The 25,169-nt window shown below is 65.5% G+C and carries 20 protein-coding genes and 2 pseudogenes; 10 read left to right on the top strand and 12 right to left on the bottom strand.

The window, feature by feature from the left end; genetic code table 11:
* The first annotated feature begins 28 nt into the window (after positions 1 to 28).
* The 3 genes from D9M09_RS23060 (at position 29) to D9M09_RS23050 (ending at position 4,361) form a co-directional block, all read left to right on the top strand.
* Complete coding sequence (locus tag D9M09_RS23060) at positions 29 to 2,770, top strand: DUF4118 domain-containing protein (protein WP_121670471.1); 2,742 nt, start codon at positions 29 to 31, stop codon at positions 2,768 to 2,770.
* Positions 2,767 to 3,465: a two-component system response regulator KdpE gene (gene kdpE, locus D9M09_RS23055; protein WP_034746496.1), complete on the top strand. Its 699-nt coding sequence runs from the start codon at positions 2,767 to 2,769 to the stop codon at positions 3,463 to 3,465. Before D9M09_RS23060 ends, kdpE begins: the two co-directional genes overlap by 4 nt.
* A gap of 146 nt (positions 3,466 to 3,611) precedes the next feature.
* A complete protein-coding gene (locus tag D9M09_RS23050) occupies positions 3,612 to 4,361 on the top strand; it encodes a TorF family putative porin (protein WP_121671206.1) in 750 nt (249 codons plus the stop codon).
* Between the two features lie 85 nt (positions 4,362 to 4,446).
* Here the strand turns inward: D9M09_RS23050 and D9M09_RS23045 are convergent, their stop codons facing one another.
* Genes D9M09_RS23045 through D9M09_RS23035 form a run of 3 tightly spaced genes read right to left on the bottom strand, consistent with a single transcriptional unit; the run spans position 4,447 to position 6,309 of the window.
* The gene (locus D9M09_RS23045) at positions 4,447 to 4,965 is read right to left on the bottom strand and encodes a cobyrinic acid ac-diamide synthase (protein ID WP_240453450.1); all 519 of its coding nucleotides are present in this window, start codon (positions 4,963 to 4,965) and stop codon (positions 4,447 to 4,449) included.
* A 10-nt stretch (positions 4,966 to 4,975) separates the two neighbouring features.
* Positions 4,976 to 6,013: a 4-hydroxy-tetrahydrodipicolinate synthase gene (gene dapA / locus D9M09_RS23040; protein WP_121670469.1), complete on the bottom strand. Its 1,038-nt coding sequence runs from the start codon at positions 6,011 to 6,013 to the stop codon at positions 4,976 to 4,978.
* Complete coding sequence (locus D9M09_RS23035) at positions 6,010 to 6,309, bottom strand: hypothetical protein (protein ID WP_240453449.1); 300 nt, start codon at positions 6,307 to 6,309, stop codon at positions 6,010 to 6,012. The genes dapA and D9M09_RS23035 overlap by 4 nt, the downstream gene beginning before the upstream one ends.
* A 218-nt stretch (positions 6,310 to 6,527) precedes the next feature.
* On the opposite strand from D9M09_RS23035, the gene D9M09_RS23030 reads away from it, so the two are divergent.
* Both D9M09_RS23030 and D9M09_RS23025 read left to right on the top strand, forming a co-directional pair.
* Positions 6,528 to 7,529 (top strand): gamma-glutamyl-gamma-aminobutyrate hydrolase family protein, encoded by a 1,002-nt coding sequence (locus D9M09_RS23030; RefSeq protein ID WP_070288617.1) that lies wholly within the window; start codon positions 6,528 to 6,530, stop codon positions 7,527 to 7,529.
* A complete protein-coding gene (locus D9M09_RS23025) occupies positions 7,526 to 8,623 on the top strand; it encodes an alginate lyase family protein (protein WP_121670468.1) in 1,098 nt (365 codons plus the stop codon). Before D9M09_RS23030 ends, D9M09_RS23025 begins: the two co-directional genes overlap by 4 nt.
* Here D9M09_RS23025 and D9M09_RS23020 read toward each other — a convergent pair.
* The 8 genes and pseudogenes from D9M09_RS23020 to D9M09_RS22990 all read right to left on the bottom strand — a co-directional run bounded on the left by D9M09_RS23020 (position 8,620) and on the right by D9M09_RS22990 (position 18,036).
* Positions 8,620 to 11,091, bottom strand: a complete 2,472-nt coding sequence (locus D9M09_RS23020) for a TonB-dependent siderophore receptor (RefSeq protein WP_121670467.1) — start codon at positions 11,089 to 11,091, stop codon at positions 8,620 to 8,622. The two genes, D9M09_RS23025 and D9M09_RS23020, sit on opposite strands and share 4 nt — an antisense overlap.
* Before the next feature lie 95 nt (positions 11,092 to 11,186).
* Positions 11,187 to 11,939: a FecR family protein gene (locus tag D9M09_RS29820; RefSeq protein WP_276208779.1), complete on the bottom strand. Its 753-nt coding sequence runs from the start codon at positions 11,937 to 11,939 to the stop codon at positions 11,187 to 11,189.
* A gap of 81 nt (positions 11,940 to 12,020) precedes the next feature.
* A pseudogene (locus tag D9M09_RS29815) lies at positions 12,021 to 12,503 on the bottom strand (sigma-70 family RNA polymerase sigma factor); the annotation flags it as partial.
* Between the two features lie 220 nt (positions 12,504 to 12,723).
* Entirely contained in the window at positions 12,724 to 13,854 is a 1,131-nt protein-coding gene (locus tag D9M09_RS23010) for a YbdK family carboxylate-amine ligase (RefSeq protein ID WP_034780287.1), read from the bottom strand.
* Positions 13,855 to 15,042: a cation:proton antiporter gene (locus D9M09_RS23005; protein ID WP_070218615.1), complete on the bottom strand. Its 1,188-nt coding sequence runs from the start codon at positions 15,040 to 15,042 to the stop codon at positions 13,855 to 13,857.
* Between the two features lie 313 nt (positions 15,043 to 15,355).
* Positions 15,356 to 16,525 carry a vWA domain-containing protein gene (locus D9M09_RS23000; protein ID WP_121670465.1) on the bottom strand — a complete coding sequence of 390 codons (1,170 nt, stop codon included), beginning with the start codon at positions 16,523 to 16,525 and terminating at the stop codon, positions 15,356 to 15,358.
* Positions 16,519 to 17,136: a GNAT family N-acetyltransferase gene (locus D9M09_RS22995; protein ID WP_121671203.1), complete on the bottom strand. Its 618-nt coding sequence runs from the start codon at positions 17,134 to 17,136 to the stop codon at positions 16,519 to 16,521. The genes D9M09_RS23000 and D9M09_RS22995 overlap by 7 nt, the downstream gene beginning before the upstream one ends.
* Positions 17,137 to 17,166: 30 nt before the next feature.
* The gene (locus tag D9M09_RS22990) at positions 17,167 to 18,036 is read right to left on the bottom strand and encodes an AAA family ATPase (RefSeq protein ID WP_034746522.1); all 870 of its coding nucleotides are present in this window, start codon (positions 18,034 to 18,036) and stop codon (positions 17,167 to 17,169) included.
* Positions 18,037 to 18,269: 233 nt separating this feature from the next.
* Between D9M09_RS22990 and D9M09_RS22985 the strand changes: the two genes are divergently transcribed.
* Positions 18,270 to 18,599: a c-type cytochrome gene (locus tag D9M09_RS22985; RefSeq protein ID WP_046684254.1), complete on the top strand. Its 330-nt coding sequence runs from the start codon at positions 18,270 to 18,272 to the stop codon at positions 18,597 to 18,599.
* 14 nt (positions 18,600 to 18,613) lie between these two features.
* Positions 18,614 to 18,955 (top strand): c-type cytochrome, encoded by a 342-nt coding sequence (locus tag D9M09_RS22980; protein WP_070310233.1) that lies wholly within the window; start codon positions 18,614 to 18,616, stop codon positions 18,953 to 18,955.
* Positions 18,956 to 18,969: 14 nt separating this feature from the next.
* On the opposite strand, the gene norR is transcribed toward D9M09_RS22980, so the two are convergent.
* Positions 18,970 to 20,526 (bottom strand): nitric oxide reductase transcriptional regulator NorR, encoded by a 1,557-nt coding sequence (gene norR, locus D9M09_RS22975; protein ID WP_121670464.1) that lies wholly within the window; start codon positions 20,524 to 20,526, stop codon positions 18,970 to 18,972.
* 150 nt (positions 20,527 to 20,676) lie between these two features.
* On the opposite strand from norR, the gene nirK reads away from it, so the two are divergent.
* The 3 genes and pseudogenes from nirK to D9M09_RS22960 all read left to right on the top strand — a co-directional run bounded on the left by nirK (position 20,677) and on the right by D9M09_RS22960 (position 25,166).
* On the top strand, positions 20,677 to 22,173 hold the full coding sequence (nirK, locus tag D9M09_RS22970; RefSeq protein WP_121670463.1) for a copper-containing nitrite reductase: 1,497 nt from the start codon (positions 20,677 to 20,679) through the stop codon (positions 22,171 to 22,173).
* Between the two features lie 31 nt (positions 22,174 to 22,204).
* Positions 22,205 to 22,881, top strand: a pseudogene (ytfE, locus tag D9M09_RS22965) (iron-sulfur cluster repair protein YtfE).
* A gap of 14 nt (positions 22,882 to 22,895) precedes the next feature.
* Entirely contained in the window at positions 22,896 to 25,166 is a 2,271-nt protein-coding gene (locus D9M09_RS22960; RefSeq protein WP_121670462.1) for a nitric-oxide reductase large subunit, read from the top strand.
* Positions 25,167 to 25,169 lie beyond the last annotated feature (3 nt).

The raw sequence follows: 25,169 nt of genomic DNA, 5'->3' as shown, positions 1-25,169 counted from the left end.
ACAATGCCCAAGAAGATTAAAATACAACATGCTCCCCAACGACAGCCAACGCCCCGACCCTGATGCCCTGCTGGCGCAAGTGCAGGCGCAGGAACAGAAAGCCGCGCGCGGCCGGCTGCGCATCTATTTCGGCGCCTCGGCCGGCGTCGGCAAGACTTACGCGATGCTGGCGGCCGCGCGCAAATTGCTGGCCGACGGCCAGGACTTGCTGGTGGGCGTGGTGGAGACGCATGGGCGCCAGGATACGGCGGCCCAGCTGGACGGCTTGCCCGTGCTTCCGCTCAAAGCCATCGAGTACCGGGGCAAGACCCTGTACGAGTTCGACCTGGACGAGGCCCTGCGCCGCGCGCCGCCGCTGATACTGATGGATGAACTGGCCCACTCGAACGTGGCCGGATCGCGCCATCCGAAGCGCTGGCAGGATGTCGAGGAATTGCTGGCGGCCGGCATCGACGTGCTGTCGACCGTGAACGTGCAGCACCTGGAAAGCCTGAACGACGTGGTGGGCGGGATCACGGGCGTGCGCGTGGCCGAGACCCTGCCCGACACGGTGTTCGACCGCGCCGATGAAGTGGTGCTGGTCGATATCCCCGCCGATGAACTGCTGCGCCGCCTGAAGCAGGGCAAGGTGTATCAGCCGCAGCAGGCCGAACGCGCATCGCAGCATTTTTTCCGCAAGGGTAACCTGATCGCCCTGCGCGAGCTGGCCTTGCGCCGCACGGCGGACCGGATCCAGGATGACGTGCAGGCCTACCGCGTTGAAAAATCGATCAACCCCGTATGGAAGACGGGCGCCGCGCTGCTGGCCTGCGTGGGACCGCACGCGGGGGGCGAACACGTGATCCGCAGCACGGCGCGCCTGGCCAGCCAGCTGAACGCGGAATGGCACGCGCTGTACGTGGAAACGCCGCGTTTGCAGCGCTTGCCGGCGGGCCAGCGCGAACGCATCCTGAAAACGCTGAAACTGGCGCAGGACCTGGGCGCGCGCACGGCCATTGTGCCGTCCGCCGACATCGCCGGCGCCGTGGTCGAGTATGCGCGCGGCGCGAATATCTCGAAAGTCATCGTGGGCCGTGGCCGCGGCCGTGCGCTGGCGCGCCTGTGGCAGGCGCCGCCGGCCGCCCGCATGGCCAGCCTGGCGCCCGATATCGATTTGATCGAGGTGGGCTTGCCGCCAGCCGATGCGGCGCCCCGGCGCGCAAGCGGCGACGATGCGGAAACGCCGCGCCGGCCCGCGCGTCACTGGCGTTACATCCTGGCCGCCGGCGCCAGCCTGGGCACGGCCCTCGCGTCGGTGCCGCTGCAGCCCTACCTGGACCTGGCCAACATCGCCATGCTGTCCCTGCTGACGGTGGTGCTGCTGGCCGTGCGCCTGGGGCGCGGGCCGGCGGCATTGGCCAGCCTGGTGGGCGTGGCCTGCTTCGATTTCATCTTCGTGCCACCCCGTTTCTCGTTTGCCGTGGGCGATTTCCAGTATGTGATCACGTTTGGCGTGATGCTGGCCGTGGGCCTGATCACGGGCCACCTGACGGCCGGTCTACGCTTCCAGGCGCGCGTGGCCTCGCACCGCGAAGCGCGCGCCCGCGCCTTATACGAATTCTCGCGCGAATTGTCCGGCGTGCTGCAGACGGAGCAGATTTTCGACATCACGAAAAGCGCCATCGAACGGGCGTTCCGCGCGCGCGCCACCTTGCTGCTGCCCGATGACGAGGGCAACTTGCAGGCCGCGAACGGCGGCGAACCGCTCGATATCGGCATCGCGCAGTGGGCCTTCGACCATGCGCAGGCGGCGGGGAGGGGCACCGATACCTTGCCGGCTTCGCCCATTTTCTACCTGCCGCTGATCGCGCCGATGCGCACGCGGGGCGTGCTGGCGCTGCTGCCGCTCGATGGCGCGCAGCGCGGTCGCTGGCTGCTGGTGCCGGAACAGCGCCAGCACCTCGATACTTTTGCCGCGCTGGCGGCCATCGCCCTCGAACGCGTGCACTACATCGACGTGGCGCAGGGCGCGCTGCTGCAGATGGAATCGGAGCGGCTGCGCAATTCGCTGCTGGCGGCCCTGTCGCACGACTTGCGCACGCCCTTGACGTCGCTGGTGGGCCTGGCCGAATCGCTGGCGCTGTCCCGGCCTGCGCTGTCGCCTGCGCAGCTGGACATGGCGCGCTCGCTGCAGTCCGAAACCGTGCGCATGAGCGCCCTGGTGGCGAACTTGCTGGACATGGCGCGCATCGAGAGCGGCCAGGTGCGCCTGAATTTGCAATGGCAGGCGCTGGAAGAGGTGGTGGGCAGCGCGCTGCGCGCCAGCGGTCCGCAATTGCAGCAGCACGCCGTGCAGACGCAGCTGGCGCCGGACCTGCCGCTGGTGCGCTACGACGCCGTGCTGATCGAGCGCGTGCTGTGCAACCTGCTGGAAAACGCGGCCAAGTACACGCCGCCGGGCAGCACCATCACGGTCGCCGCCGGGGTGCACGGCCAGTTCCTGCAGGTGACGGTGCTTGACGATGGCCCGGGCCTGCCGCCCGGCCGCGAAGAAGCCATCTTTGAAAAATTCACGCGCGGCGAGCGCGAATCGAACAAGCCGGGCGTCGGGCTGGGGCTGGCCATTTGCCGCGCCATCATCGAAGCCCACGGCGGCACCATCCACGCGCAGCCCCACACGCCGGGGCAGGGCGCCGCCATCGTCTTCAGCCTGCCGCTGGGCACGCCGCCGGCGCCGCCGGAGATCGAGCTCGATGACGCCAACGACCATGAAACAGGAAAACCAACATGAACGAACCTTCCGCCACCGCCTTGCTGGTCGAGGATGAACCGCAAATCCGCCGCTTCGTGCGCGCCGCGCTGGAAGACGAGGGCTGGCAGATTTTCGAGTCCGCCACCATGCAGCGGGGCTTGATTGATGCCGGCACGCGCCGGCCCGACCTGATCGTGCTGGACCTGGGGCTGCCCGACGGCGACGGCATCGATTTCATCGCCGACATCCGCAAATGGTCGGCCGTGCCCATCATCGTGCTGTCGGCGCGGGTCGACGAGCAGGACAAGATCCGCGCGCTCGATGCCGGCGCCGATGACTACTTGACCAAGCCGTTCGGCGTGGGCGAGCTGCTGGCCCGCGTGCGCGCCACCCTGCGCCGCCAGCGCCAGCCCGCCGCCAGCGATGATGGCGTGGTGCAGTTCGGCGACGTGCGCGTCGACCTGAAGGACCGGCTGGTGACGCGCAACAAGCAGCTGGTGCACATGACGCCGACGGAGTTCCGCCTGCTGTCGGTGCTCGTAAAGAACGCTGGCAGGGTGGTCACCAATCCGCAGCTGCTGCGCGAAGTGTGGGGGCCGTCGAACAGCGAAAACGGCCATTACCTGCGCATCTACATGGGCCATCTGCGCCAGAAGCTGGAAGCCGATCCGGCCCAGCCGCAGTACCTGCTGACGGAAACGGCCGTCGGTTACCGCTTGCTGCTGCCGCTCTAACTCCTGTTATTTCCCCTGTTGGAAAACAGGCGCCGCGCGCGCCGGGGGGACGCTTTACTTTAAATTTTTGCAGCGAATTTTTGCAGCGGCGGGCCAGCTGCGCCATGTTGGCAAAGGCCCATACCACCCATGAAGAAGAAAAAACCATGAATAAAATGCTACTTGCACTTGCCGTCGCGACCGCCTTTACCGGCAGCCTGGCCCACGCGGAAGAGGCCAAGCCCGACAATGAAGTCAGTTTCAACGTGGCCGGCGTGTCCGACTACCGTTACCGGGGCATCTCGCAGACGCGCCTGAAGCCCGCGCTGCAGGGCGGCGTGGATTACGTCAATAACCCGACGGGCCTGTATGCGGGCGCCTGGGCTTCCACCATCAAGTGGACCAAGGATGCGGGCGGCAGCGGCGACGTGGAAGTCGATCTGTATGCGGGCAAGCGCGGCCAGTTGGGCGGCGATGTCGGCTATGACGTGGGCGTGCTCGCCTATGTGTACGCCGACAACGGCTTGAAGCACGTCGCCGGCCTGGCCGACGCGGACACGCAGGAAGTCTACGGCCAGCTGTCTTACGGCCCCGCCTATATCAAATATTCGCACGCCGTCTCGAACCTGTTCGGCATCGTCAACAGCAAGAACAGCGGCTACTTCGATATCGGCGCGAATATCGACCTGACGAACGGCTGGACCGGCAACCTGCATGCGGGCCACCAGAAAGTGAAAAACAATGATGCATCGAGCTACACGGACTGGAAAGTGGGCGTCACGCGCGACTTCGGCTTTGTTTCGGGCGCGTTGGCCGTGATCGGCACGAACGCGGGCAAGGCGGCGTATGCCTCGCCCGTGAATGGCAAATTCATGGGCAAGACGGCGCTGCAGCTGACGGTCAGCAAGACGTTTTAATTGACGGAAGGGAGAGGCGGCGCATGCGCCGCCTTTTTTGCGCCACGGGGTCAGACCCGTCGGGTCTGACCCCAGCTGTCGAGAGCTATGCTGCGCGGTGATGGTTGTCGAAGACGGCGCAATACAGCTGCCCCAGGCCGACCACGCGGGCGGCTGGAATCTGCGCGGCCAGGGCATGGGCGGGTGCGGCCTGCGAGTCCGCTGCCAGCAGGACGCGCAGGCCCGGATTGACGCTGCGCGCGTGCGCGATGCGGCGCGCCAGGCCCGCCTGCGCGCCGGCGTCGGCGACGCCGGCTAGCGGCACCACCAGCACGCGCGCGGCGATCAGGGCCGAACGGCTGCCCATGGAGTCGCGGCCTTCGCTGTCGATGACGATGTCGTGGTAGCAGTGCACCAGGTGCTCCAGCTCTGGCTGCAAGCCCTTGGCGCTGATGGCGCGCGCCATCAGGCGCGGCCGCGTCAGGCTGCCGTGCATGGCGCCGTCGTGCATGTTCCTGGCTTGCGCCATGGCGCCCTGACGCGGATCGGCATCGAGCAGCAGCACCTTGCGGCCGGCCAGCGCGCGCGAGGCGGCCAGCCGTCCGGCCAGGATGGATTTCTCCATGCCCCCGCGTTCATCCGTGATGGCGATGATCATCTTGGCGCACGGCTGGCATGATGTTGGCGGGGGAAACCAGCTGCAGCAGACAGCCTTCGCGCGGCGCATCCCTGTCGCTCGCGGTCCATGCGGGCAGTTCCATCAGGGGCTCCAGCGCTTCGGCCAGGGCGGCCTGGCCGGCGGCCGACATGGGCGTCATCGGCAGGCGCAATGCGTCGCCTACCTTGCCCTGCATGGCCAGGGCTGCCTTCACGGGAGCGGGATTCGGTTCGGCAAACAGCAGGCGGATGACGGGCAGCATGGTCTTGAACAGGGCGCCCGCGGCGCCGTGGCGGCCCTGCCTGACGAGGTGGTACAGCTGCGCATACAGGTCGGGACGCACCTGGGCGGCGGCCGACATGGCGCCGTGGCCGCCCATGGACAGGCTGGCCAGCAGCAGCGCGTCGTCGCCGCACAGCACGTCCAGGCGCGTGTCGAGCAGCAGTTCGCCCAGCTGCTGCAGCTTGCCGCCCGCTTCCTTGATGGCGACGAAGTGCGAGTCGCGCGCCAGCAGTGCCGCCGTTTGCGGTTCGATATTGACGCCCGTGCGGGCCGGCACGTTGTACAGCACGATGGACTGGTCGGTGGCGGCGGCGATGGCCTGGAAGTGGCGCACGATGCCGTCCTGCGACGGGCGCACATACGCGGGCGCCGAGATGAGCAGGCCGGCCAGCGGATGGTCGTTGTAGCGCTGCACGGTGGAGACGACGCTGCGCGTATCGCTGCCGCCGATACCCATCACGACGGGGAAACGGGGGCCGACGGCTTCGAGCACGCTGTCGAGCAGCATGGTCTGTTCCGCGGCGCTCAGCATGGCCGCTTCGCCCGTGGTGCCGCATACCACCAGGCCATCGATGCCGCTGGCGGCCAATTCGCATGCGAGCTGCTGGGCCGCATCGAAGTCGATGTCGCCATCGCCGTCGCAAAATGGCGTGACCATCGGCACCCAGATGCCCTGGAAGTGCGCGGTGATGCGCGACGAAGACATCGCCTGCTCGCAGGAGTACTGGTTCATAGCGATTTCCCCTGGCTGATGCGGCCAAATTCCGCCGCCGGCAGCAGGCGCATGACGGCATCCATGGTCAGGCGCAGGGCCGGTTCCGTGACGCACAGCCAGACTTTCATGCGCTCGGCGTGGTCGACCGCCTCGATGCGCATGAACGACAGCATGCCGCCGCAGGTCCTGACGACCAGCCGGCGCAGCTCGGCCAGGCAGGCTTTGTCGACTGTGATGTGCATGAGGAAGGTGGGCAGGCGGGGGTGGCGGTGGGGCAGTGCTTGATGCGATGGCATGCGTGAATGGGGTTCCATGGTGGCTTTGCAGCGGTGGTTGAGGTACGTTCAAGATTAGCAGCGGGGGCGTAAAGATTCTCTAAAAAGCGGGGCCCCCGGCGTAAACGGGCTGTATGCAGGCGGCGTGAGTGTGTTGCGCAGAGGCCCCGCGCGTGGGCTTTTGTTACAAAATTGAATCGTGCTTTCGGGGGAGGGGGGTTATATTGAAAACGTCTCCGCTTTCAGTCAGCCTTGCCATGTCAGACGAAAAAGATCCCCTGCATCCCCCTTCCACCGATCCCGCAGCGCCAACGCCGTCCCGGCCCGACCGGGTGGGCCGCCGGGCGCCCGATGATGAGCACCGCGCGCGCGATGCCGCGCCCCGCTATTTGAAGGATAACGACACGCCGCTGGCGCTGGCCTGGCGTGTGATCTCGTCGCGCTACCGCTCCATGCGCGACAAGGCCAGCCGCGACTTCATGCGGCGCACCCTGCGCATCGGCATCTCGGCGCGCATTTTCCACCCCGAGCCGGGCGCCACTGGCCTGCGCAGCAAGAACCTGCAATACCTGGAAGAGTCGATTGCCCAGTGGGTTATGTCGCGCGACGTGCTGGTGTTCATGATCCCGACGGTCAATACCAGCGGCCAGCTACACCCGAGCAATATCACCCTGCGCCACTATGCGCGCCATCTGGACGGCCTGGTGCTGCAGGGCGGCGCCGACGTCTCGCCGCAGACGTATTCCGAGGCGGCCACGCGGCCCGAATGGAACGGCGACCGCGCGCGCGACCTGTACGAGCTGGAACTGCTGCACGAATTCGTCGATGCGGGCAAACCCGTGCTGGGCATTTGCCGCGGCTGCCAACTGATCAACGTGGGCTTTGGCGGCACCCTGTACCAGGACATCGCCTCGGACGTGGAAGGTGCGGCCTCCCACGTCAACGACCTGTATGACCGCCACCGCCACACCATCGTCTTCCCGAAAGGCTCGTCCCTGGCGGGCATGTTTCCGAAGGCGGGCGAGGCGCTCGTCAATTCCATCCACCACCAGTCGGTCAAGGACCTGGGGCGCGACGTCACCGTGGAAGCGTATTCGCAAGGGGACAACATCGTCGAGGCCATCCGCTACCAGCGTGCCCGCTTCGTCATGGGCTTGCAGTGGCACCCGGAATTCCATTCGGCGGGCGGCGTCGAGCTGCTCGATTGCACGCCCATCCTCGATAACTTTTTGCGCGCGGCGCGGGAGACGCGGTTTTGAGTACGCATCTGATCCGCCGGCGCGCCGTGCTGGCCGGCCTGCTGGCGCTGCCCCTGGCGGGCTTGCGCGCGGCGCCGCGCCCGCATGAAGGCGCGCCGCCGTTTGCGCTGACGTCCGCCGCGCGCGCACGCACGCTCAAGGCGCGGGTGGCGCCGGCCATCGCTGAACAGGTGGTCAAGGCGGCGCGCAAGGACGCTGCGCGGCCCGTGCACCTGATGGCGCAAGTGCGCACGGGCGGCTTGCTGAAGGGAGAGGGCGGGCGCGAGACCAGCCAGCAGGCGCAGGAAGACTGGCGCCAGGCGCGCTTGCAGGCGCTGGCCTGGCGGCTGTCGGGCGAGATGCCGCATTTCGAGGTGGCGCGCCAGCTGCTGCTGGCCTGGAGCGGCAGCTATCAGCCCTCGTTCAGCCCTGTCGACGAGACGGAACTGGCCAGCCTGCTGATGGGATTTGACCTGGTGCAGGAACGCTTGAACGGCGTCGAGCGCGAGCAGGTGCAGGCGTTTTGCCGCACCCTGGCGCAAGGGTATCTGAGCGATCCCGTCAAGGTGGGCGGCCCGTCCACGGCGCGCAACAACTGGCACAGCCACCGCATCAAGATCGGCACGGCCGCCGCGTATGTCACGGGCGAAGCCTTGCTGATCGCGCGGGCGAAGGAGCGCTTCCTGGCGCACGTGCCGCGCAATATCGGCGCCGGCGGCGTGCCCTTCGACTTCGAGCAGCGCGACGCCCTGCATTACACCACCTACAGCCTGGAGCCGCTGCTGACGACGGCCCTGATGGCGCAGGCGCATGGCGACGACTGGTATGGCGCGCCGGAAGCGAAGCGCCTTGCCGAGGCACTGGCCTGGCTGTCACCGTATGCGCAGGGCAAAAAAACGCACGAGGAGTTCGCGAAAAGCGCCGTACCCTTCGACCGCAAGCGCGTGGCGGCCGGCGAAAAGGGCTTTACGGGGAATTGGGAGACCAAGGGCGCCGCCAATGTGTATCTGCTGGCGGCGCGCTTCGATCCCGCTTACCTGTCCCTGGCGCTGGAACTGCGCCCGCCCGCCTGGGCGCTGGCGCTGTACGGCAGTGAGTTAAAACTTGCTGATTAAAACTTCGTGCGCACGGTGAACATCACGTTGCGCGGTTCGCCGTAAAAGCCCGTCTGGAACAGGCCCAGGCCCGTGAAGTACTTCTTGTCCAGCAGGTTGTTCACGTTCAGGCTGGCCGTGACGTTCTTGCTGATCTCGTAGCGGGCCATCAGGTTGACCAGCGCGTAGCCGCCCTGCTTGATGCGTGAATAATCCTCGATGGCGGGATTCCAGATATTGCCGTAGTAGCTGCTTTGCCAGTTGACGCCGCCACCGACGGTCAGCTTGTCCAGGCTGGCCGGCAGGCGCCACGAGCCTTGCACGCGCACCAAGTGAGCAGGCTGCGTGGTTTGCAGCATGGTGGAAAAGACATCCTTGCCATCCGCGTCGCGCACGTGGGTGTAGGTATAGCCGGCGCTCAGCTTCACATCCTGCATCACTTCGCCCGTCACTTCCATTTCCACGCCGCGGCTGGTGACGCCGTCGATGGCTCGATACGCTTCCTCGCCGTTGACTTCACCCACGGAGCTGGCCACATTGCTCTGGCGGATCTGGAACAGGGACGCGCTGGCATTGACCTTGCCATCGAGGTATTCGGCTTTCACGCCCGCCTCGATACCTTTGCCGCGCACGGGGGCGAGGAAGTTGCGGTTCACATCGCGGTTGCTTTGCGGAGCGAAGATGCTGGTATAGCTGCCGAAGAGGGAATACGTCTTGTCGAGGTCATACACGACGCCCGCATACGGGGTGATGACGTTGCTTTCCTCGATGCGCGAGGTGATGCGCGCGGTCTTGGGGTCGAAGAAGCTGCGGTCCTGCTCCTGCCTGTAGTTGCTCACGCGCGCGCCGACGATGACGGACAGCGCATCGGCCGGATGCAGGCGCACGGCACCATACAGGCCGCTCTGGCGCGTGCTGTCGTTGTCGTTGCCCAGGCGGCTAAATGCGGGTTCCGCATACTGGCCGCGCCAGTCGAAATAGCTGCCTGCGACGGGTGGGTAGACCGATTCGTAGACGGGGCCATCCTGCTTTGCCGTCGAGGTGGAATAGCCGAGCATCGCTTCATGGCGGCGGCCGAAGGCGGTAAACGGCCCGCTGGCGTCGACGTTGACGGTGGTCTGGCGGCGGTCACCCTTGTATTTGCCCATGAAGAAATAGGCGCCTTCGCCCGTGACGGGGTCGGGATTGCCGCCGCTGGCCGAACCGAGCACGCTGTCATGCTTGCTGCGCAGCTGGTTGGCGCTCAGTGTCAGTTTCCACGCGTTGGCGAACGTGTGTTCGAGCGACGAGAACAGCGTGGTGTTCCGCATGTCGCGGCGGCTCCAGCCGGTGGCCGGGTTCCACGCGGTGGGGAAATCCGTGCGCGAGCCGTCGGCCAGCAGCACGGGGAAGCCCGTCCAGGTCGAGCCGCGCGGCTTGTAGTCCTGGTGCGTGAAGCCGGCCGTCAGCAGGGTCACGGGTGTCAGGTCCGCCTCGACGATGCCGTAGGCGACGGATTTTTGCTGCGTGTAGCGGTCCAGGTAGGAGTGCTTGTCCTGATAGGCGCCGACCAGGCGGCCGCGCACCGTGCGGTTGTCGTTCAGGGGACCGGAGACATCGGCCTCGCCCCGGTAATTGTCCCACGATCCCGCGCCCAGGGTCGCCGCGCCCTCGAAGCTGGCAGTGGGACGCTTGCGCACCATGTTGACGGTGGCCGACGGGTCGCCCGAGCCGCTCATCAGGCCAGTCGCGCCCTTCAGCACTTCGATGCGGTCGTAGATGGCCATGTCGCTGTTGGTCGTGCCCCAGTCGTACACGCCGTCATAGATGGCCGACACGCCGTCGTACTGGAAATTGGTGACGGCAAAGCCGCGCGCCTGGAAGCTCCAGCGGTCGCTGTCGTAGTTTTGCACGCTCACGCCATTGACGTTTTTCATGACGTCGGAGACGGCGTTGCTGTTTTGGTCATCCATCTGCTGGCGCGTGACGATGGTCAGCGACTGCGGGGTTTCGCGCTGCGTCAGGGCCAGGCCCGTGGCGCCGCTGGCGGGGCCGCCCGTATAGCTGCCCGTGCCGCTGGTGGCGGCGCTGCGCTCGGCCGACGCCACCACGGTGACGCCGCTCATGACGGCCACGCCGCGGCTGTCCGCCGTGGGCGTATCCGCGCCGGCGGGGATCTTCTGCAGCAGGTAGCCGCCATTCGATTGCGGCACGGCTTGCAGGCCGCTGCCGGCCAGCAGCACGCGGAAGCCATCGTGCAGACTGTAGCTGCCTTGCAGGCCGGCGCTGCGCAAGCCTTGCGTGGTATCGCTGGAGAAGGACAGCAGGATGGCGCTATCGCTGCCGAAGCGCGTCAGCACGTCGCCCAGCGCGCCGGCCGGAATGCTGTAGGCGCGTACTTGCCGGCTTTGCGCCTGGGCTGGCGCCGGCAGGGCCAGGGCCATGCCGATCTGCGCCAGGGCGCAGGCCAGAACGGTACGGGTAAGGAGGGAACGCGAAGCGTGGTGCATGGAATAAAGCCTTTCGTGGATGCGCAAGATGGAGACTGCCTATCTTCCAGGTCACGCGAGCACGGTAAAACAGCTCACTTTGCAGAAAATATTTTTCAGCGGGCCGCCAGTTCGATGCGCACCACCTGATGGCCCCAGAAGCGCGTGACGGTATTGCGCCGCAATTGCAGGCTGGCGCTGACGGCGTCGACGATGGCATCGACGTCGGCCAGCGGGTAGGAGCCGGACACGCGCAAACCGGCGACGGCGGGCGTGCAGCCCAGCGGCTGCTCGCTGTAGCGCGACAGCTCGGCGAGGAAATCGGCCAGGCGCATGTCGCGCGCCACCAGCATGCCATCGAGCCAGGCGCCGCCGTACGGCGCCAGCGCCTGGCGGTGATAACCGTCACTATCGAAATGGGCGCCTTCGCCGGGGCGCAGCAGCAGGCGCTGCGCGCCATCGCCGGCCAGCACGGCGACGGCCCCTTCGAGCACGCCGGCGCTGGCGTATTGCTCGTGCAGGCGCACGGTGAAACGCGTGCCCAGCGCCTGCAGGCTACCGTGCGGCGTGCTGACGAAGAACGGGCGCTGCGCCGCATCCTTGCCGGTGGCGATGAAGATTTCGCCGGCCAGCAGGTCGATGCGGCGCTGTGCGCCGTCGTAAGCGATATTCACGGCGCTGCCGGTGTTGAGCGTGAGCTGAGTACCATCGTTCAAGGTCACGACGCGGCGCTGATTGATGCCCGTGCGGTAGTCGGCCGTCCAGCTGCGCCATGGGCCACGGCGTTCGAATGCATACAGCGAGGCGCCGCAGGCCAGCAGCAGGGCCAGCGTCTTGACGGCGTGGCGGCGCGGGGCGTTCGCCTGCACGCAGGCGCGCAGCAGGCTCGCGTGCGCCGCGGGCGGCAGGTGCTCGTGCTGTATTTGCAGCTGCTGCCACGCCTGCGTGGCGCTGCCGGCCCGCTGCAGATGGCGTTTCACGGTGGCCAGCGAGATGCCGAGCTGGCGCGCGATGTCTTCCTGCGGCAGTTCGTCGAGCTGGCGCAGTAAAAAAGCCCGTTTGACGGGAGGCGGCAGGCCGTCGAGCATGCGGTCCAGCTCAAACACGGTGGCCAGCAGCAGCGCGCGTTCCTCGGGCGAGGGCGCATGCAGGGGCGGCAGCTGTGCCAGCACGTCGAGGTACGCCTGTTCCAGTTTCTGGCGGCGGTAATGGTTGAACAGCACGCGCTGCGCCACGGTGGCGAGAAAGGCGCGCGGCTCGCGCGCGGCGACGGCGTCTTCGCGGTCGAGCAGGCGCATGAAAGTATCGTGCGCCACATCGGCCGCGCAGGCCGTGCTGCCGAGTTTTTTGCGCAGCCAGCCCTGCAGCCAGCCGTGGTGGTCGGCATACAGTGTCGCGATGTCCTGGCGTTGTAGCGGCTTTGCCAGCGGCATCGCATTCCCCTTGCGTTTTTAAACAATAATAAGAATCATTCTCATTGTAGCAAGCGGGGACGGCGGCTGTAAATGACGGGCAGGCACGCTGTGGTTTTTTGGTTGACGAACGGTAGGTCGGATTAGGTCCGAAGGACCGTAATCCGACAACATGGTTGGCAGCGCCAGTCGGATTACGCGGCTACGCCGCTAATCCGACCTACGTTACCAGGCAGCAACGTCAGTAGTTCATGGGCTCGCCACGGAAGCAGCGGATGGCCGAATCGACCATGCCCTCGGCGCTGCCCTGCAGGCTGTGCTGCTTGCGCAGGTATTGCGCGTCGCTCCACTGCTTGGCCACGTCCGACAGGTGTTTCAGGGCCGGCGTGCTGCCCAGCGCCTCGGCGTGCGGTTCCATCTTGCGCAGGGTGGTCATGATGTCTTCGCGCAGCGACATCGTTTCGTAGGTTTTCGGATGCGTGATGGCGCCATCGAGGCCGAAGCGGCAGGCCTGGAAGCGGTTGTAGTTATATACGAGGTAATCGTCTTCCACGGGCGGGGTTTCGCGGCGTTCGAGCAGGTAGCGGCACAGCGCCTGCAGGTAGGCGGCCAGCGCGGCGGCCCGCTCCACCGTCAGCGGCGTGTCGCACACGCGCAGCTCGATGGTGCCGAATTCCGGCTTGGGACGGATGTCCCAGTAAAAATCCTTCATGCTCTTGATGATGCCCGTGTTCTCCATCTTGGCGAAATACTCGTTGGAGAACTGGTCCCAGCTCAGCGTAAACGGCGCGCGTCCGCTCATGGGGAAGGCGAACACGGAGTTCAAACGGGCGGAATCGAACAGGGTGTCGCGGCCCTGCACATAGGGCGAGGAAGCCGACAGGGCGATGAAGTGGGGGATGTAGCGGTTCAGCGAATGCAGCAGGAACATGGCGTCGTCGCCCGAGGCGCAGCCGATGTGCACGTGCTGGCCGAAGATGGTGAACTGCTTGGCCAGGTAGCCGTACAGTTCCGAAATCTCCTGGAAGCGGGGCTTGGAAAAGATCTTTTGCGACGACCATTGCTGGAACGGGTGCGTGCCGCCGCCCGCGATGCCGATATTGAGCTTGTCGCCGGCCGTGATCAAGGTGTCGCGGATTTCCTGCAATTGCTCCAGCAGGGGGCCGTGATGCGTGTGCACGCTCGAGTTAATCTCGATCATGCTCTCGGTGATTTCCGGCGTGACGTTGCCGGGAAACGGTTTCTTGTTCAGCAGATGCAGCAGGTCGGGGCTGGCGGCCGTCAAGTCATAGTCCGACAGGTTCACCAGTTGCAGTTCGAGTTCGACGCCGAAGGTCAGCGCGGCCGATTGGCCAAAGGGTTCCAGCGGCATTTAGCGCTCCTTGATTTCGTGGGTTTCTTTGGCCAGCATCAGCACGCGCTGCACCAGCACGGGGCCGATCAGTTCCAGGCCCAGGGTGATGGCGGCCAGGGCGTTCAATTCGTCGCCGAAGTTCACGCCGTGCTGGCGCGCGTGCTCGAGCAGCAGGATGATGAAGACGGAGACGGGCGTCAGGGCCACGCCCGTCAGCACGCCCTTGCGCCAGGAAATGCCGCTCACATGCGAGAACGCGGCCACGCCGGCGACCTTCGTCAGCAATCGTCCGCCGACGACGGCCAGGGCCAGTCCCGCGCCGGCCGTCACGCTGGCCCATTCCAGGGTCGAGGCGGCATACACGAACAGCAGCACCGTCAGCAGCTCGCCCATGGCGCCGAAATTGCGCTGCGCCTGGCTGAAGGCGACCCTGCGGTGGCGCGCCACCAGGCCGAAGGTGAGGGTGGCCAGCAGCGGCGACAGGCTGGTGGTGTAGGTCAGGGCGACGAGCAGCATCACCGACAGCGCGAACGCCACGGTGGCGTCCTGCGCCATGTTGCCCAGGCGGCGCAGCATGGCCGGCACGACGATGCCGAAGACGGTGCCGGCGGCCACGGAGGCGGCCAGCACGGCGGCGCTGCTGCTGCTCGCCTCGATCAGGTCGGTGGAACTCTGGAACATCCAGAAGCCGACGATGATGTTGAACGTGAAGACGGCCAGCACGCAATTCAAGGCGGTGAGGTGGACGATGCGTTCCGTGACCTGGCCCGAGCTGCGTTCCTCGTTGATGACGCGCATGATGGTGGCCGGCGAGGTGGACATGGCCAGTGATGCGAGCAGCAGCGCCGTCATCGAGGTGCTGCCGAATTCGATGCCGATGAAGTAGACGACGGCAAAGGTCAGCAGGGATTCGACCAGGCCCGTGACGGCGATCCACGGATTGTTCTTCAGCCAGCGCAGGTTGATGCGGTAGCCCACCTCGAACAGGATCAGGCCGAAAGCCACGTCGGCCAGCACCAGCATGGGGCCGGCGTCCGTCTGCGGCAGGATGCCTACCTGCGTCTGCGCGAGGACGAAACCGATCACGCCGTAAAAACTGATGCGCGGCAGGCCCGTCCAGCGGTGGCCGAATTCGCCCACCACCCAGGCCAGGGTAATGGCGAACGGCCAGGACAGGTCGGCGGCGATCGAGATCAGACTTTGCATGCTCATTCCTTTGAAATTGGCGCTGGCACCGGCCGGCAGCACGGGGGCTGGCGCGGCAAGGTCTTGGTGCAGCGGTGGTGCATAGTTTGCGCAGAGCGATGCGCCGATTCTACCGGAGCAGAGGGCGCGCACGATGTGCGCAATCGAACAGTGTCGCGACCATGGCGGCCGCGCACGGGATGCAGCAGGGTGGGGCAGGGCTGGTATCGGCGTATGCTACCCGCCCGCGGCGGAGATGCTCCGCACGGTAGTGCCGTGTCGCAGTGTACGGCATGGCGGCCTCATGCCGCCATGGACTTTTTGTTGCGTGCTTTTATTTACTGAGCAGACGCATGCCCCGTTCCAGCCCGTCGATCGACAGGGGGAACATGCGGTTGTTCATCAACTGCCGCATCACGCCGATCGACTGGCGGTACTGCCACAATCCTTCCGCTTCGGGGTTGAGCCAGATGAATTTCGGGAACGCCTGGGTAAAGCGCGCCAGCCACGTCGATCCCGCTTCCTCGTTGTTGTATTCCACGCTGCCGCCCGGCTGCAGGATTTCATAGGGGCTCATGGTGGCGTCGCCGACGAAAATCAGCTTGGTGTCGGGCGGATATTTGCGCAGCACGTCCCAGGCGGGAAAACGCTCGGCATTGCGGCGCCGGTTGTTCTTCCACAGATAGTCGTAGACGCAGTTATGGAAGTAAAAGAACTCCATGTTCTTGAATTCCGTCTTCGCCGCCGAAAACAGTTCCTCGGTGCGCTCGATATGGTCGTCCATGCTGCCGCCCACATCAAACAGCATCAGCACCTTGATGCGGTTCTTGCGCTCGGGCCGCATCCTGATGTCGAGGTAACCCGCGTTGTTGGCCGTGGCGGCGATGGTGGCGTCGAGCGCCAGCTCATCTTCCGCGCCTTCGCGCGCGAATTTGCGCAGGCGGCGCAAGGCTACCTTGATGTTGCGCGTGCCCAGTTCGCGCTCGCCGTCGTAATCCTTGTAGCTGCGCGCTTCCCACACCTTCACGGCCGTGCGGTTGCTGCCCTTGCCGCCGATGCGGATGCCTTCCGGATTCGTGCCGCCATTGCCGAACGGCGAGGTGCCGCCCGTGCCGATCCACTTGCTGCCGCCCTCGTGGCGCTCCTTCTGCTCCTTCAGCAGCTCGTTCAGGCGGTCCATCAGCTTGTCGTAGCCGAATTTTTCCAGCTGCGCCTTTTGTTCCTCGGACAGCTCGCGCTGCATGCGTTTGAGCAGCCAGTCGAGGGGAATCGCCGCGTTCGTGTCGAAAGCCGCGTTGATGCCCTTGAAGTACTGGGCAAAGGCGCGGTCGAACTTGTCGAAATGGGCTTCATCCTTGACCAGAGTCAGGCGCGTCAGATAGTAGAAATCGTCCATCGAGGCGTCGATGACGTTCTTTTGCAGCGCTTCAAGAAGGGTCAGAAATTCCTTGATCGAGACGGGAATTTTCGCATCCTTGAGCGTGAAGAAGAAATCGATCAGCATGGCGCCCGCTCTCCCGCGCGGGGCAGTGCGGCGATGGGGCGCTGTGCCAGCTTGTAGCGCAAATGGGCGGCAATTTCCGGCCACTCGCCGCGCGTGATGCTGTACATGACGGTGTCGCGCACGGTGCCGTCGCGGCGCAGCGCATGGTGGCGCAGCACGCCATCCTTTTTCGCGCCCAGGCGCTCGATGGCCGCCTGCGAGGCGTGGTTGAAATTGTCGGTGCGCAGGCCCACCAGCGCGCAGCCGAGCGTGTCGAAGGCGTGCGCCAGCAGCAGCAATTTGCAGGTGGTGTTGACATGGCTGCGCTGGCAGCGCTTCGCATACCAGGTGTAGCCGATTTCCAGGCGTCCGATGGCCGGCACCACGTCGTGGTAGCTGGTGGTGCCGAGCACCTCGCCGCTGGCCGCGTCGATGACGGCAAAGGCGAAGCGCGAAGGGCGCATCTCGATGCCCTTGAAAATGTACTGGTCCACCTGGTCCGGCTCGGGCACGGAGGTGACGCGCAGATTCCACAGTTCCCCATCCATGGCCGCCGCGCGCAAGCCGGGCGCGTGGTGCGGCGCCAGTGCCTCGAGGCGGATGCCGTGCAGTTCCAGGGGGACGAAGACCATGTCGGGGCTGATATCGTTCACCGGCGCTCCTTAGCGGTTGGTGCGCGACATGAACATCAGGCGCTCGAACAGGTGCACGTCCTGCTCGTTTTTCAGCAGCGCGCCGTGCAGCGGCGGCACGACGGCCTTGTTGTCCTTGCTGCGCAGCGCTTCGGCTGGGATGTCCTCGGCCAGCAGGAGCTTGAGCCAGTCGAGGAATTCCGACGTCGACGGCTTTTTCTTCAGGCCCGGCACGTCGCGCACTTCATAGAAGGTTTGCAGCGCCTGCGCCAGCAATTCCTGTTTCAGGTGCGGGTAGTGGACGGCGACGATCTGCTCCATCGTGTCCTTGTCCGGGAATTTGATGTAGTGGAAGAAGCAGCGGCGCAGGAAGGCGTCCGGCAATTCCTTCTCGTTGTTCGAGGTGATGATGACGAGCGGACGGTGGCGCGCCGTGACCATTTCGCGCGTCTCATACACATAGAATTCCATGCGGTCCAGCTCGCGCAGCAAGTCGTTCGGGAATTCGATGTCGGCCTTGTCGATTTCATCGATCAGCAGCACCACCGGTTCGGGCGCCGTGAATGCCTGCCACAGCACGCCCTTGACGATATAGTTCTGGATGTCGCGCACGCGCTCGTCGCCCAGCTGCGAATCGCGCAGGCGCGATACGGCGTCGTATTCGTACAGGCCCTGCTGCGCCTTGGTGGTCGATTTGATATGCCATTGCATCAGCGGCATGTTCAGCGCGGCGGCTACTTCCTCGGCCAGCATGGTCTTGCCCGTGCCCGGTTCGCCCTTGATCAGCAGCGGGCGTTGCAGGGTCAGCGCCGCATTCACGGCCAGTTTCAGGTCGGCGGTGGCGACATAGCTGTCGGAACCTTCGAAGCGTTGGCCTTGCTGGGTGTGCTGTGCTTGCATGAGCGGTCTGCCAAAGTAGGGAAATGGTGAGTATAAACAGAACTGTGGCGCGCTGCCACGCGGACGGCCTGTGCCTGCCTGCCGACAATGCGGGTTTTATAGGTGGACTTGCAAGAATATCTTGGCTAGAATCGGCAAGCAGCAGATTAATTGTCAACCTTAATTGTCAACACATAAAATCAATAAAAACCAGCACTGGCGTTTCTCCGATTACCTTTGTTCACATTGCCACTATGAAAAAAATATTTGCACTTCTCGTGCTTGCCGGCATAGCAAATGCCGTCACAGCGGCTGACATTGTAGGAAACGCCAAGGCAGCCCCTGCCAAGGTGGAAATGTGTATCGGCTGCCACGGCATCCCCGGTTACAAGGCAACCTTCCCCGAAGTGTTCCAGGTGCCGATGATCGGCGGCCAGCCGGCAAAATATATCGAGAATGCGCTGCAAGCCTACAAGAAGGGCGACCGCAAGCACCCCAGCATGAAGGGCATCGCCAGCAGCCTGTCGGACCAGGATATCGCCGATGTCGCCGCGTACTATGCGCAACAAGCCAAGCCGAACTGAGGACCAGCCAGATGATGAAAACACTACTCGCCGCCCTCGTTTGCGCCACCGTCTCGTTTTCCGCCAGCGCCGCCGGCAATGTCAACACGGGCAAGGCCCTGGCCGAAAAATACAGCTGCGCCACCTGCCACGGCAAGGATTACGGTTCGCCCATCGACCCGTCCTACCCGAAACTGGCGGGCCAGCACAGGGATTACCTGGAGCACGCCTTGACGGCGTATAAGCGGGGCGACAAGGCCAACGGCCGCAACAACGCCATCATGACGGGCCAGGTGAAACCGTTGAGCAACCAGGACATCAAGGACCTGGCCGCCTACCTGCACAGCTTGCCGAGCAGCCTGGTCACTCATCGCTGAGCGGTAACGCCGGCTCAGGCTTTCAGCCCCACCCGGCGAGCAAGTTTATGCAGATTGCTGGCGTCGAGCCCCAGTTGCCGCGCCGCAGCGGCCCAGTTATCCTGATGCAGCACCAGCGCTTGCCGGATGGCCTGGCGCTGGCTCGCTTCGACGATCTGATGCATCGATAGCAGCGGCGCCGCCGGCGTGCCGCACGCGGCTGGCGCCAGCGGCAGCGCGTCCGTGCCGGCCGGCGCTTCCAGCGCATCGAGGTCGAGCATATCCGTTTCCAGCGTTACTATCTCTTTGCGGTCCGCGCCGCGGATCACAGCTTTCAGCGCGGCCCGGCTGATCACATGTTCCAGTTCGCGCACGTTGCCCGGCCAGCGGTAGTGGCACAGGGCGTTTTCCGCCGCGGCCGACAGGCGCAGGCTGCGCAAGCCCAGGCGCGCGCGGTTCAGTTCCAGGAAGCCGCCGGCCAGCAGCAGCACGTCATTGCCCCGCTCGCGCAGCGGCGGAATCGGCACGGGATAGACGGATAAACGGTGGTACAGATCGGCGCGGAACGAGCCGTCGCGCACATGTTCGCGCAGGCTGCGGTTGGTGGCGGCGATCACGCGCACGTTGACCCGGCGCGGCCGGTCCGCGCCCAGGCGCTGGATTTCGCCATTTTGCAAGGTGCGCAGCAGCTTGGCCTGTATCGACAGCGGCAATTCCCCCACTTCATCGAGAAACAGGGTGCCCCCTTCGGCCGCCTCGAAGCGCCCGGGCCGGTCGCTGACGGCGCCGGAAAACGCACCGCGCACATGGCCGAATAACTCGCTCTCGGCCAGCGATTCCGGCAAGGCTGCGCAATTGACGTGGATCAGCGGTTTGCCCGCGCGGCGCGACAGGCGGTGCAGGCGGTGCGCGCACAATTCCTTGCCGACGCCCGTCTCTCCCAGCAGCAGCACGGGCAGTTCGGAATCGGCGACCACCTGCAATTCGTGCAGCAAGTGCGTGATGGCGCTGCTCTGGCCGACGAAATCGTGTTCCTCGCGCGGCGCCTGCGCATCGGCCAGCATGGCACCGCCCGACAGGCGCAGGGCGCGGATTTCCGTCTCCAGGCGGGTGACGCGCACGGCCGCCTCGATGGCGCAGGCCAGCTCGCCCAGGTCGCGCTGCGCCTGCGTATCGAAGGTGCCCACCCGCAGCGCGTCGAGCGTGATCACGCCCCAGCGTTCGCCTTCCAGGTCCAGCGCCATGCCCATGCAGTCGTGCACGGGCAGCGGTTCGCCGGCCCGCTCGGCGATCAGGCCGTCGTAGGGATCGGGCAGGGAGCTGTCGTGATGGAAGCACAGCACGCCGCGCCGCTGCAGGATGGCGGCCAGGCGCGGATGGTCGGCGACGGCGAAGCGGCGTCCCAGCGCGTCGCTGGCCAGGCCGGCCATCGCCACGGGGCGCAGGTGTTCGCCATCGAGCTTGAGCAAGGCCACGGCCTCGCAGCCGAAGTGCGCGCGCAGGCTGCCGACCAGGCGCTGCAGGCGCACGGCCACGGGCAGGTCGGCGACCAGGTCGGTGAGCAGCAGCAGGTGGATGGCGGTGGTGGTCATAAGTACCATGCAGGGTACAACGGACCACGCTTGAAAAGGGTCATGATGACCGTGCATTTTTCAAATCGTTGATTTAAAACAAGTTTTTCCTGGCACACGGATTGCCTAGGTAAGGGTGCCGAACCGGCATACAAGACCAAGGAAAGCCTGATGAAAACGACTCCCTCCCTCCGCGCCATTGCCGCCGCCGTCTGCGTGCTGGCCATGCCCCTGTCCGTGCAAGCCCAGGCGAGCCTGCCGGCCAGCGCCGCCGCCACTGCGGCCGCTGTCAGCCAACCCTCTGCCGCCGCCGCGCTCAAGCGCTATGAACTGCAAACCAATATCGTCGACGGCAAGATGGTGTTCATCGATGCCAAGGGCCAGGTCAACCCCGTGCTGACGGCCAAGGTGGGCGACACGGTCGAACTGGTGCTGAAAAGCGGCGAAGGCGCCGAGCACGATCTGCTGATCCCGGAACTGAACGTGGCATCAAACAAGTTTAGCGCCAACAGCGGCAGCACCACCGTGCGCTTCAAGGTCACGCGCGCGGGCACGTTCACCTATTACTGCTCGATTCCCGGCCACCGCCAGATCGGCATGGAAGGCAAGCTGGAAGTCGCCGGCACCTCGCTGGCCGAAGCCGGCGCACCGAAGGCCGCTGGCGCCGGCAGCGCTGCCGGCGAATCGAGCCAGGCCGCCGCGCTGGCCCTGTACACGCCCGCGCCGTCGCCGATGCGCGGCCCCGATCCATCGGCCGTCAGCGTGGCCGCCAATCCGGCGCAGGTGCCTTCCGCCATCGGCGCGCGCGCGCCGCAAACCCTGAAATACCGGATGGAGACAGTGGAACTGCCGGGCAAGCTCGATGACGGCACCAGCTTTACCTACTGGACCTTCAACCGCCAGGTGCCCGGCCCCATGCTGCGCGCCAAGGTGGGCGACACGGTGGAACTGACCCTGTTCAACGCCAGGGACAGCAAGATGATCCACTCGATCGACCTGCACGCGGTGACGGGCGGCCATGGCGGCGGACAGCACACGCAGGTGGCGCCGGGGCAGGAAAAGACGGTGACCTTCAAGGCGCTCAATCCGGGCCTGTTCGTCTACCACTGCGCCACGCCGCTCGTGCCGCAGCATATCGCGGCCGGCATGTACGGCATGATCCTGGTCGAACCGGAAGGCGGCCTGTCGAAGGTCGACCGCGAGTACTACGTGATGCAGGGCGAGATGTACACGGGCCGTCCGCACGGCGCACCCGTGCACCAGGAACCGAACCTGGAAAAAATGGCCAATGAACTGCCCGACTACTACGTCTTCAACGGCGAAGTGGGCGCCTTGAGCAAGACGCACAAATTGCAGGCCAAAGTCGGCGAGACCGTGCGCATCTATTTCGGCGTCGGCGGCCCGAACAAGATTTCATCGTTCCACATCATCGGCGAGATCTTCGACAAGGTGTACAGCGAAGGCTCGATCAGCAGCCCGAAACACGACGTGCAAACCACGCTCGTCGCACCGGGCGGCGCGACCATCGTCGAACTCAAGGTACAGCACCCTGGCAGCTATCTGCTGGTCGACCATGCGCTGTCGCGCGCCGGCAAGGGCGCCGTGGGCGTGCTGGAAGTGACGGGCGAAGCCGTGCCCGGCGTCTACCACGCGGGCGCCGTCCAATAAAACACCCCCCATTCATCATCAAGGAACTGCTATGGAAATGATCGACCTGTCCCTGGGCCAGCTGGCCCGCCGCATCCCCGGCGCCACGCGCCTGTTCGATGCGCACCGCCTCGATTTCTGCTGCGGCGGCAACAAGACCCTGCGCGCGGCGGCCGAAGCGGCCGGCGTGGACGCGGCGCCCATCGTCGAGGAACTGCAAGTGCTGGCCGGACGGATTGACGCCAGCGGCGCGCGTGACTGGCAGGACGCCCCGGCCGCCGAGCTGGTGGAACACATCCTGGCGCGCTACCACGCCGTGCACCGCGAGCAGCTGCCCGAGCTGATACGCCTGGCGCGCAAGGTCGAGCAGGTGCATGGCGACCGCGCCGACTGTCCGCACGGGCTGGCGGAACACCTGTCGGCCATGGCGCAGGAACTGGAAAGCCATATGCGCAAGGAAGAAGACGTGCTGTTCCCCATGATCGTGCGCGGCCAGGGCCCCGGGCCGGCGCGCCCATCAACGTGATGCGCATGGAGCATGACGACCATGGCGTGGCCTTGCGCGCGATGGAGGCGATGACGAACGATATCACCGCACCTGGCGGCGCCTGCACCACCTGGCGCGCGCTGTACACGGGCTTGCGCACCTTCCGCGAAGACCTGATGGCACACATCCATACTGAAAACAATATCCTGTTCGAGCGCTTTGCGCCGGCCGTGGTGCACTGACAAAGGAAAGACCCATGGGTCCCTACAAAAAACTCTGGTTCACCCTGATCGGTGTGCTGATCGTGACGTTTTCGCTGCTCGGCTACTACGGCACGGAAGTGTACCGGCAGGCGCCGCCGATTCCCGCGCAAGTGCTGGCGCAGGATGGCCGGCAGCTGTTCGACCGCGAGGGCATCCTCGACGGCCAGACGGCCTGGCAATCCGTCGGCGGCATGCAGCTGGGCTCCATCTGGGGCCACGGCGCCTACCAGGCGCCCGACTGGACGGCCGACTGGCTGCACCGCGAACTGACGGCCTGGCTGGAACTGGCCGCGCAAGAACAGCATGGCAAGGCGTACGCGGCGCTCGACGGCCCCGCGCAGGCGGCGCTGCGCGAAGCGCTCAAGCTGGAATACCGCGCCAACCGGGTCGATGAAGAACAAGTACTGCATCTGTCGGCGCGCCGCGTGCAAGCCATCGCCGGCACGGCGCACTATTACGACCAGCTGTTCTCGGACGCGCCTGCGCTGCACGCCAGCCGCGAGCATTTTGCCATGAAGGAAAACACCCTGCCCAGCGCCGCGCGGCGCGCGCAGATGACGCAGTTCTTCTTCTGGACGGCGTGGGCCGCCGCTACCGAACGTCCGGGCCAGAAAGTGACCTATACGAACAACTGGCCGCACGAACCGCTGATCGGCAACCAGCCCAGCGGCGAAAACCTCGTCTGGTCGGTCGCCAGCGTGGTGGTGCTGCTGGCCGGCGTGGGCTTCCTCGTCTGGGGCTGGGCCTTCTTGCGCGACCACGACGAAGCGCTGCCGGCCGCCGGTCCGCGCGATCCGCTCACCACGTTCGCGCTGACGCCTTCGCAGCGGGGACTGGGCAAGTACCTGTTCCTCGTGGTGGCGCTGTTCATCTTCCAGGTCTTCATCGGCGGCTTTACGGCCCATTACACGGTGGAAGGACAGCAGTTCTACGGCATCGACGTGTCGCGCTGGTTCCCGTATGCGCTCACGCGCACCTGGCATATCCAGGCCGCGCTGTTCTGGATCGCCACGGGCTTCCTGGCCGCCGGCCTGTTCCTCGCCCCGCTGATCAATGGCGGCAAGGACCCCAAGTGGCAGCGCCTCGGTGTCGACGTGCTGTTCTGGGCCCTCGTCGCGGTCGTCGTCGGCTCGTTCATCGGCAATTACCTGGCCATCGCGCAAGTGATGCCGCCCGAGTGGAATTTCTGGCTCGGCCACCAGGGTTATGAATATGTCGACCTGGGCCGCTTGTGGCAGATCGGCAAATTTGTCGGCATTCTGCTGTGGCTCGTGCTGATGCTGCGCGGCGTCGTGCCGGCCCTGCGCCAGCCGGGCGGCGACAGGAACCTGCTGGCGCTGCTGACCGCGTCCGTGGGCGCCATCGGGCTGTTTTATGGCGCCGGCCTGTTCTACGGCGAACGCACGCATTTATCCGTGATGGAGTACTGGCGCTGGTGGGTGGTGCACCTGTGGGTGGAAGGCTTCTTTGAAGTGTTCGCCACGACGGCGCTGGCCTTCATCTTCTCGACCCTGGGCCTGGTGTCGGTGCGCATGGCCACGACGGCCAGCCTGGCGTCGGCCTCGCTGTTCATGCTGGGTGGCATACCCGGCACCTTCCACCACCTGTACTTTGCCGGCACCACCACGCCCGTGATGGCCATCGGCGCGAGCTTCAGTGCGCTGGAAGTGGTGCCGCTGATCGTCTTGGGCCACGAAGCGTGGGAAAACTGGCGCCTGAAGGAACGCGCGCCGTGGATGGAAAACCTGCGCTGGCCCCTGATGTGCTTTGTCGCCGTCGCCTTCTGGAACATGCTGGGCGCCGGGGTGCTGGGCTTCATGATCAATCCGCCCGTGGCCTTGTACTATATCCAGGGCCTGAACACGACTCCCGTGCATGCGCATGCGGCGCTGTTCGGCGTGTACGGCTTCCTGGCGCTGGGCTTTACCTTGCTGGTGCTGCGCTACCTGCGGCCCGATTACCGCTTCAGCCCTGCGTTGATGAAGACGGCGTTCTGGGGCTTGAACGGGGGCCTGGCGCTGATGATCTTTACCAGCTTGCTGCCGATTGGCATCATCCAGTTCCATGCCAGCGTGACGGAAGGCCTGTGGTATGCGCGCAGCGAAGGCTTCATGCAGCAGCCGCTGTTGCAGAACCTGCGCTGGATACGCACCTTCGGCGACGTGGTCTTCATCGTCGGCGCCGTCGCCATGGCGTTGCAGGTGGTGCTGGGGTTGATGGGCAAGGCGCCGAAGGCAGCTGTACCGCAGCCTTCAGCGGTGTAGCCC

Origin of the sequence: Janthinobacterium agaricidamnosum, assembly GCF_003667705.1 — a bacterium.
GTDB lineage: Bacteria > Pseudomonadota > Gammaproteobacteria > Burkholderiales > Burkholderiaceae_D > Janthinobacterium.
The sequence above is the reverse complement of the archived record's forward strand: the minus strand, read 5'-3'. Positions and strand labels throughout refer to the sequence as shown.

Coding starts and splice junctions, on each gene's coding strand:
- D9M09_RS23060 (WP_121670471.1), top strand. CDS start 29: ATGCTCCCCAACGACAGCCAACGCCCCGACCCTGATGCCCTGCTGGCG.
- kdpE (WP_034746496.1), top strand. CDS start 2,767: ATGAACGAACCTTCCGCCACCGCCTTGCTGGTCGAGGATGAACCGCAA.
- D9M09_RS23050 (WP_121671206.1), top strand. CDS start 3,612: ATGAATAAAATGCTACTTGCACTTGCCGTCGCGACCGCCTTTACCGGC.
- D9M09_RS23045 (WP_240453450.1), bottom strand. CDS start 4,965: ATGGAGAAATCCATCCTGGCCGGACGGCTGGCCGCCTCGCGCGCGCTG.
- dapA (WP_121670469.1), bottom strand. CDS start 6,013: ATGAACCAGTACTCCTGCGAGCAGGCGATGTCTTCGTCGCGCATCACC.
- D9M09_RS23035 (WP_240453449.1), bottom strand. CDS start 6,309: ATGGAACCCCATTCACGCATGCCATCGCATCAAGCACTGCCCCACCGC.
- D9M09_RS23030 (WP_070288617.1), top strand. CDS start 6,528: ATGTCAGACGAAAAAGATCCCCTGCATCCCCCTTCCACCGATCCCGCA.
- D9M09_RS23020 (WP_121670467.1), bottom strand. CDS start 11,091: ATGCACCACGCTTCGCGTTCCCTCCTTACCCGTACCGTTCTGGCCTGC.
- D9M09_RS23010 (WP_034780287.1), bottom strand. CDS start 13,854: ATGCCGCTGGAACCCTTTGGCCAATCGGCCGCGCTGACCTTCGGCGTC.
- D9M09_RS23005 (WP_070218615.1), bottom strand. CDS start 15,042: ATGCAAAGTCTGATCTCGATCGCCGCCGACCTGTCCTGGCCGTTCGCC.
- D9M09_RS23000 (WP_121670465.1), bottom strand. CDS start 16,525: ATGCTGATCGATTTCTTCTTCACGCTCAAGGATGCGAAAATTCCCGTC.
- D9M09_RS22995 (WP_121671203.1), bottom strand. CDS start 17,136: ATGGTCTTCGTCCCCCTGGAACTGCACGGCATCCGCCTCGAGGCACTG.
- D9M09_RS22990 (WP_034746522.1), bottom strand. CDS start 18,036: ATGCAAGCACAGCACACCCAGCAAGGCCAACGCTTCGAAGGTTCCGAC.
- D9M09_RS22985 (WP_046684254.1), top strand. CDS start 18,270: ATGAAAAAAATATTTGCACTTCTCGTGCTTGCCGGCATAGCAAATGCC.
- D9M09_RS22980 (WP_070310233.1), top strand. CDS start 18,614: ATGAAAACACTACTCGCCGCCCTCGTTTGCGCCACCGTCTCGTTTTCC.
- norR (WP_121670464.1), bottom strand. CDS start 20,526: ATGACCACCACCGCCATCCACCTGCTGCTGCTCACCGACCTGGTCGCC.
- nirK (WP_121670463.1), top strand. CDS start 20,677: ATGAAAACGACTCCCTCCCTCCGCGCCATTGCCGCCGCCGTCTGCGTG.
- D9M09_RS22960 (WP_121670462.1), top strand. CDS start 22,896: ATGGGTCCCTACAAAAAACTCTGGTTCACCCTGATCGGTGTGCTGATC.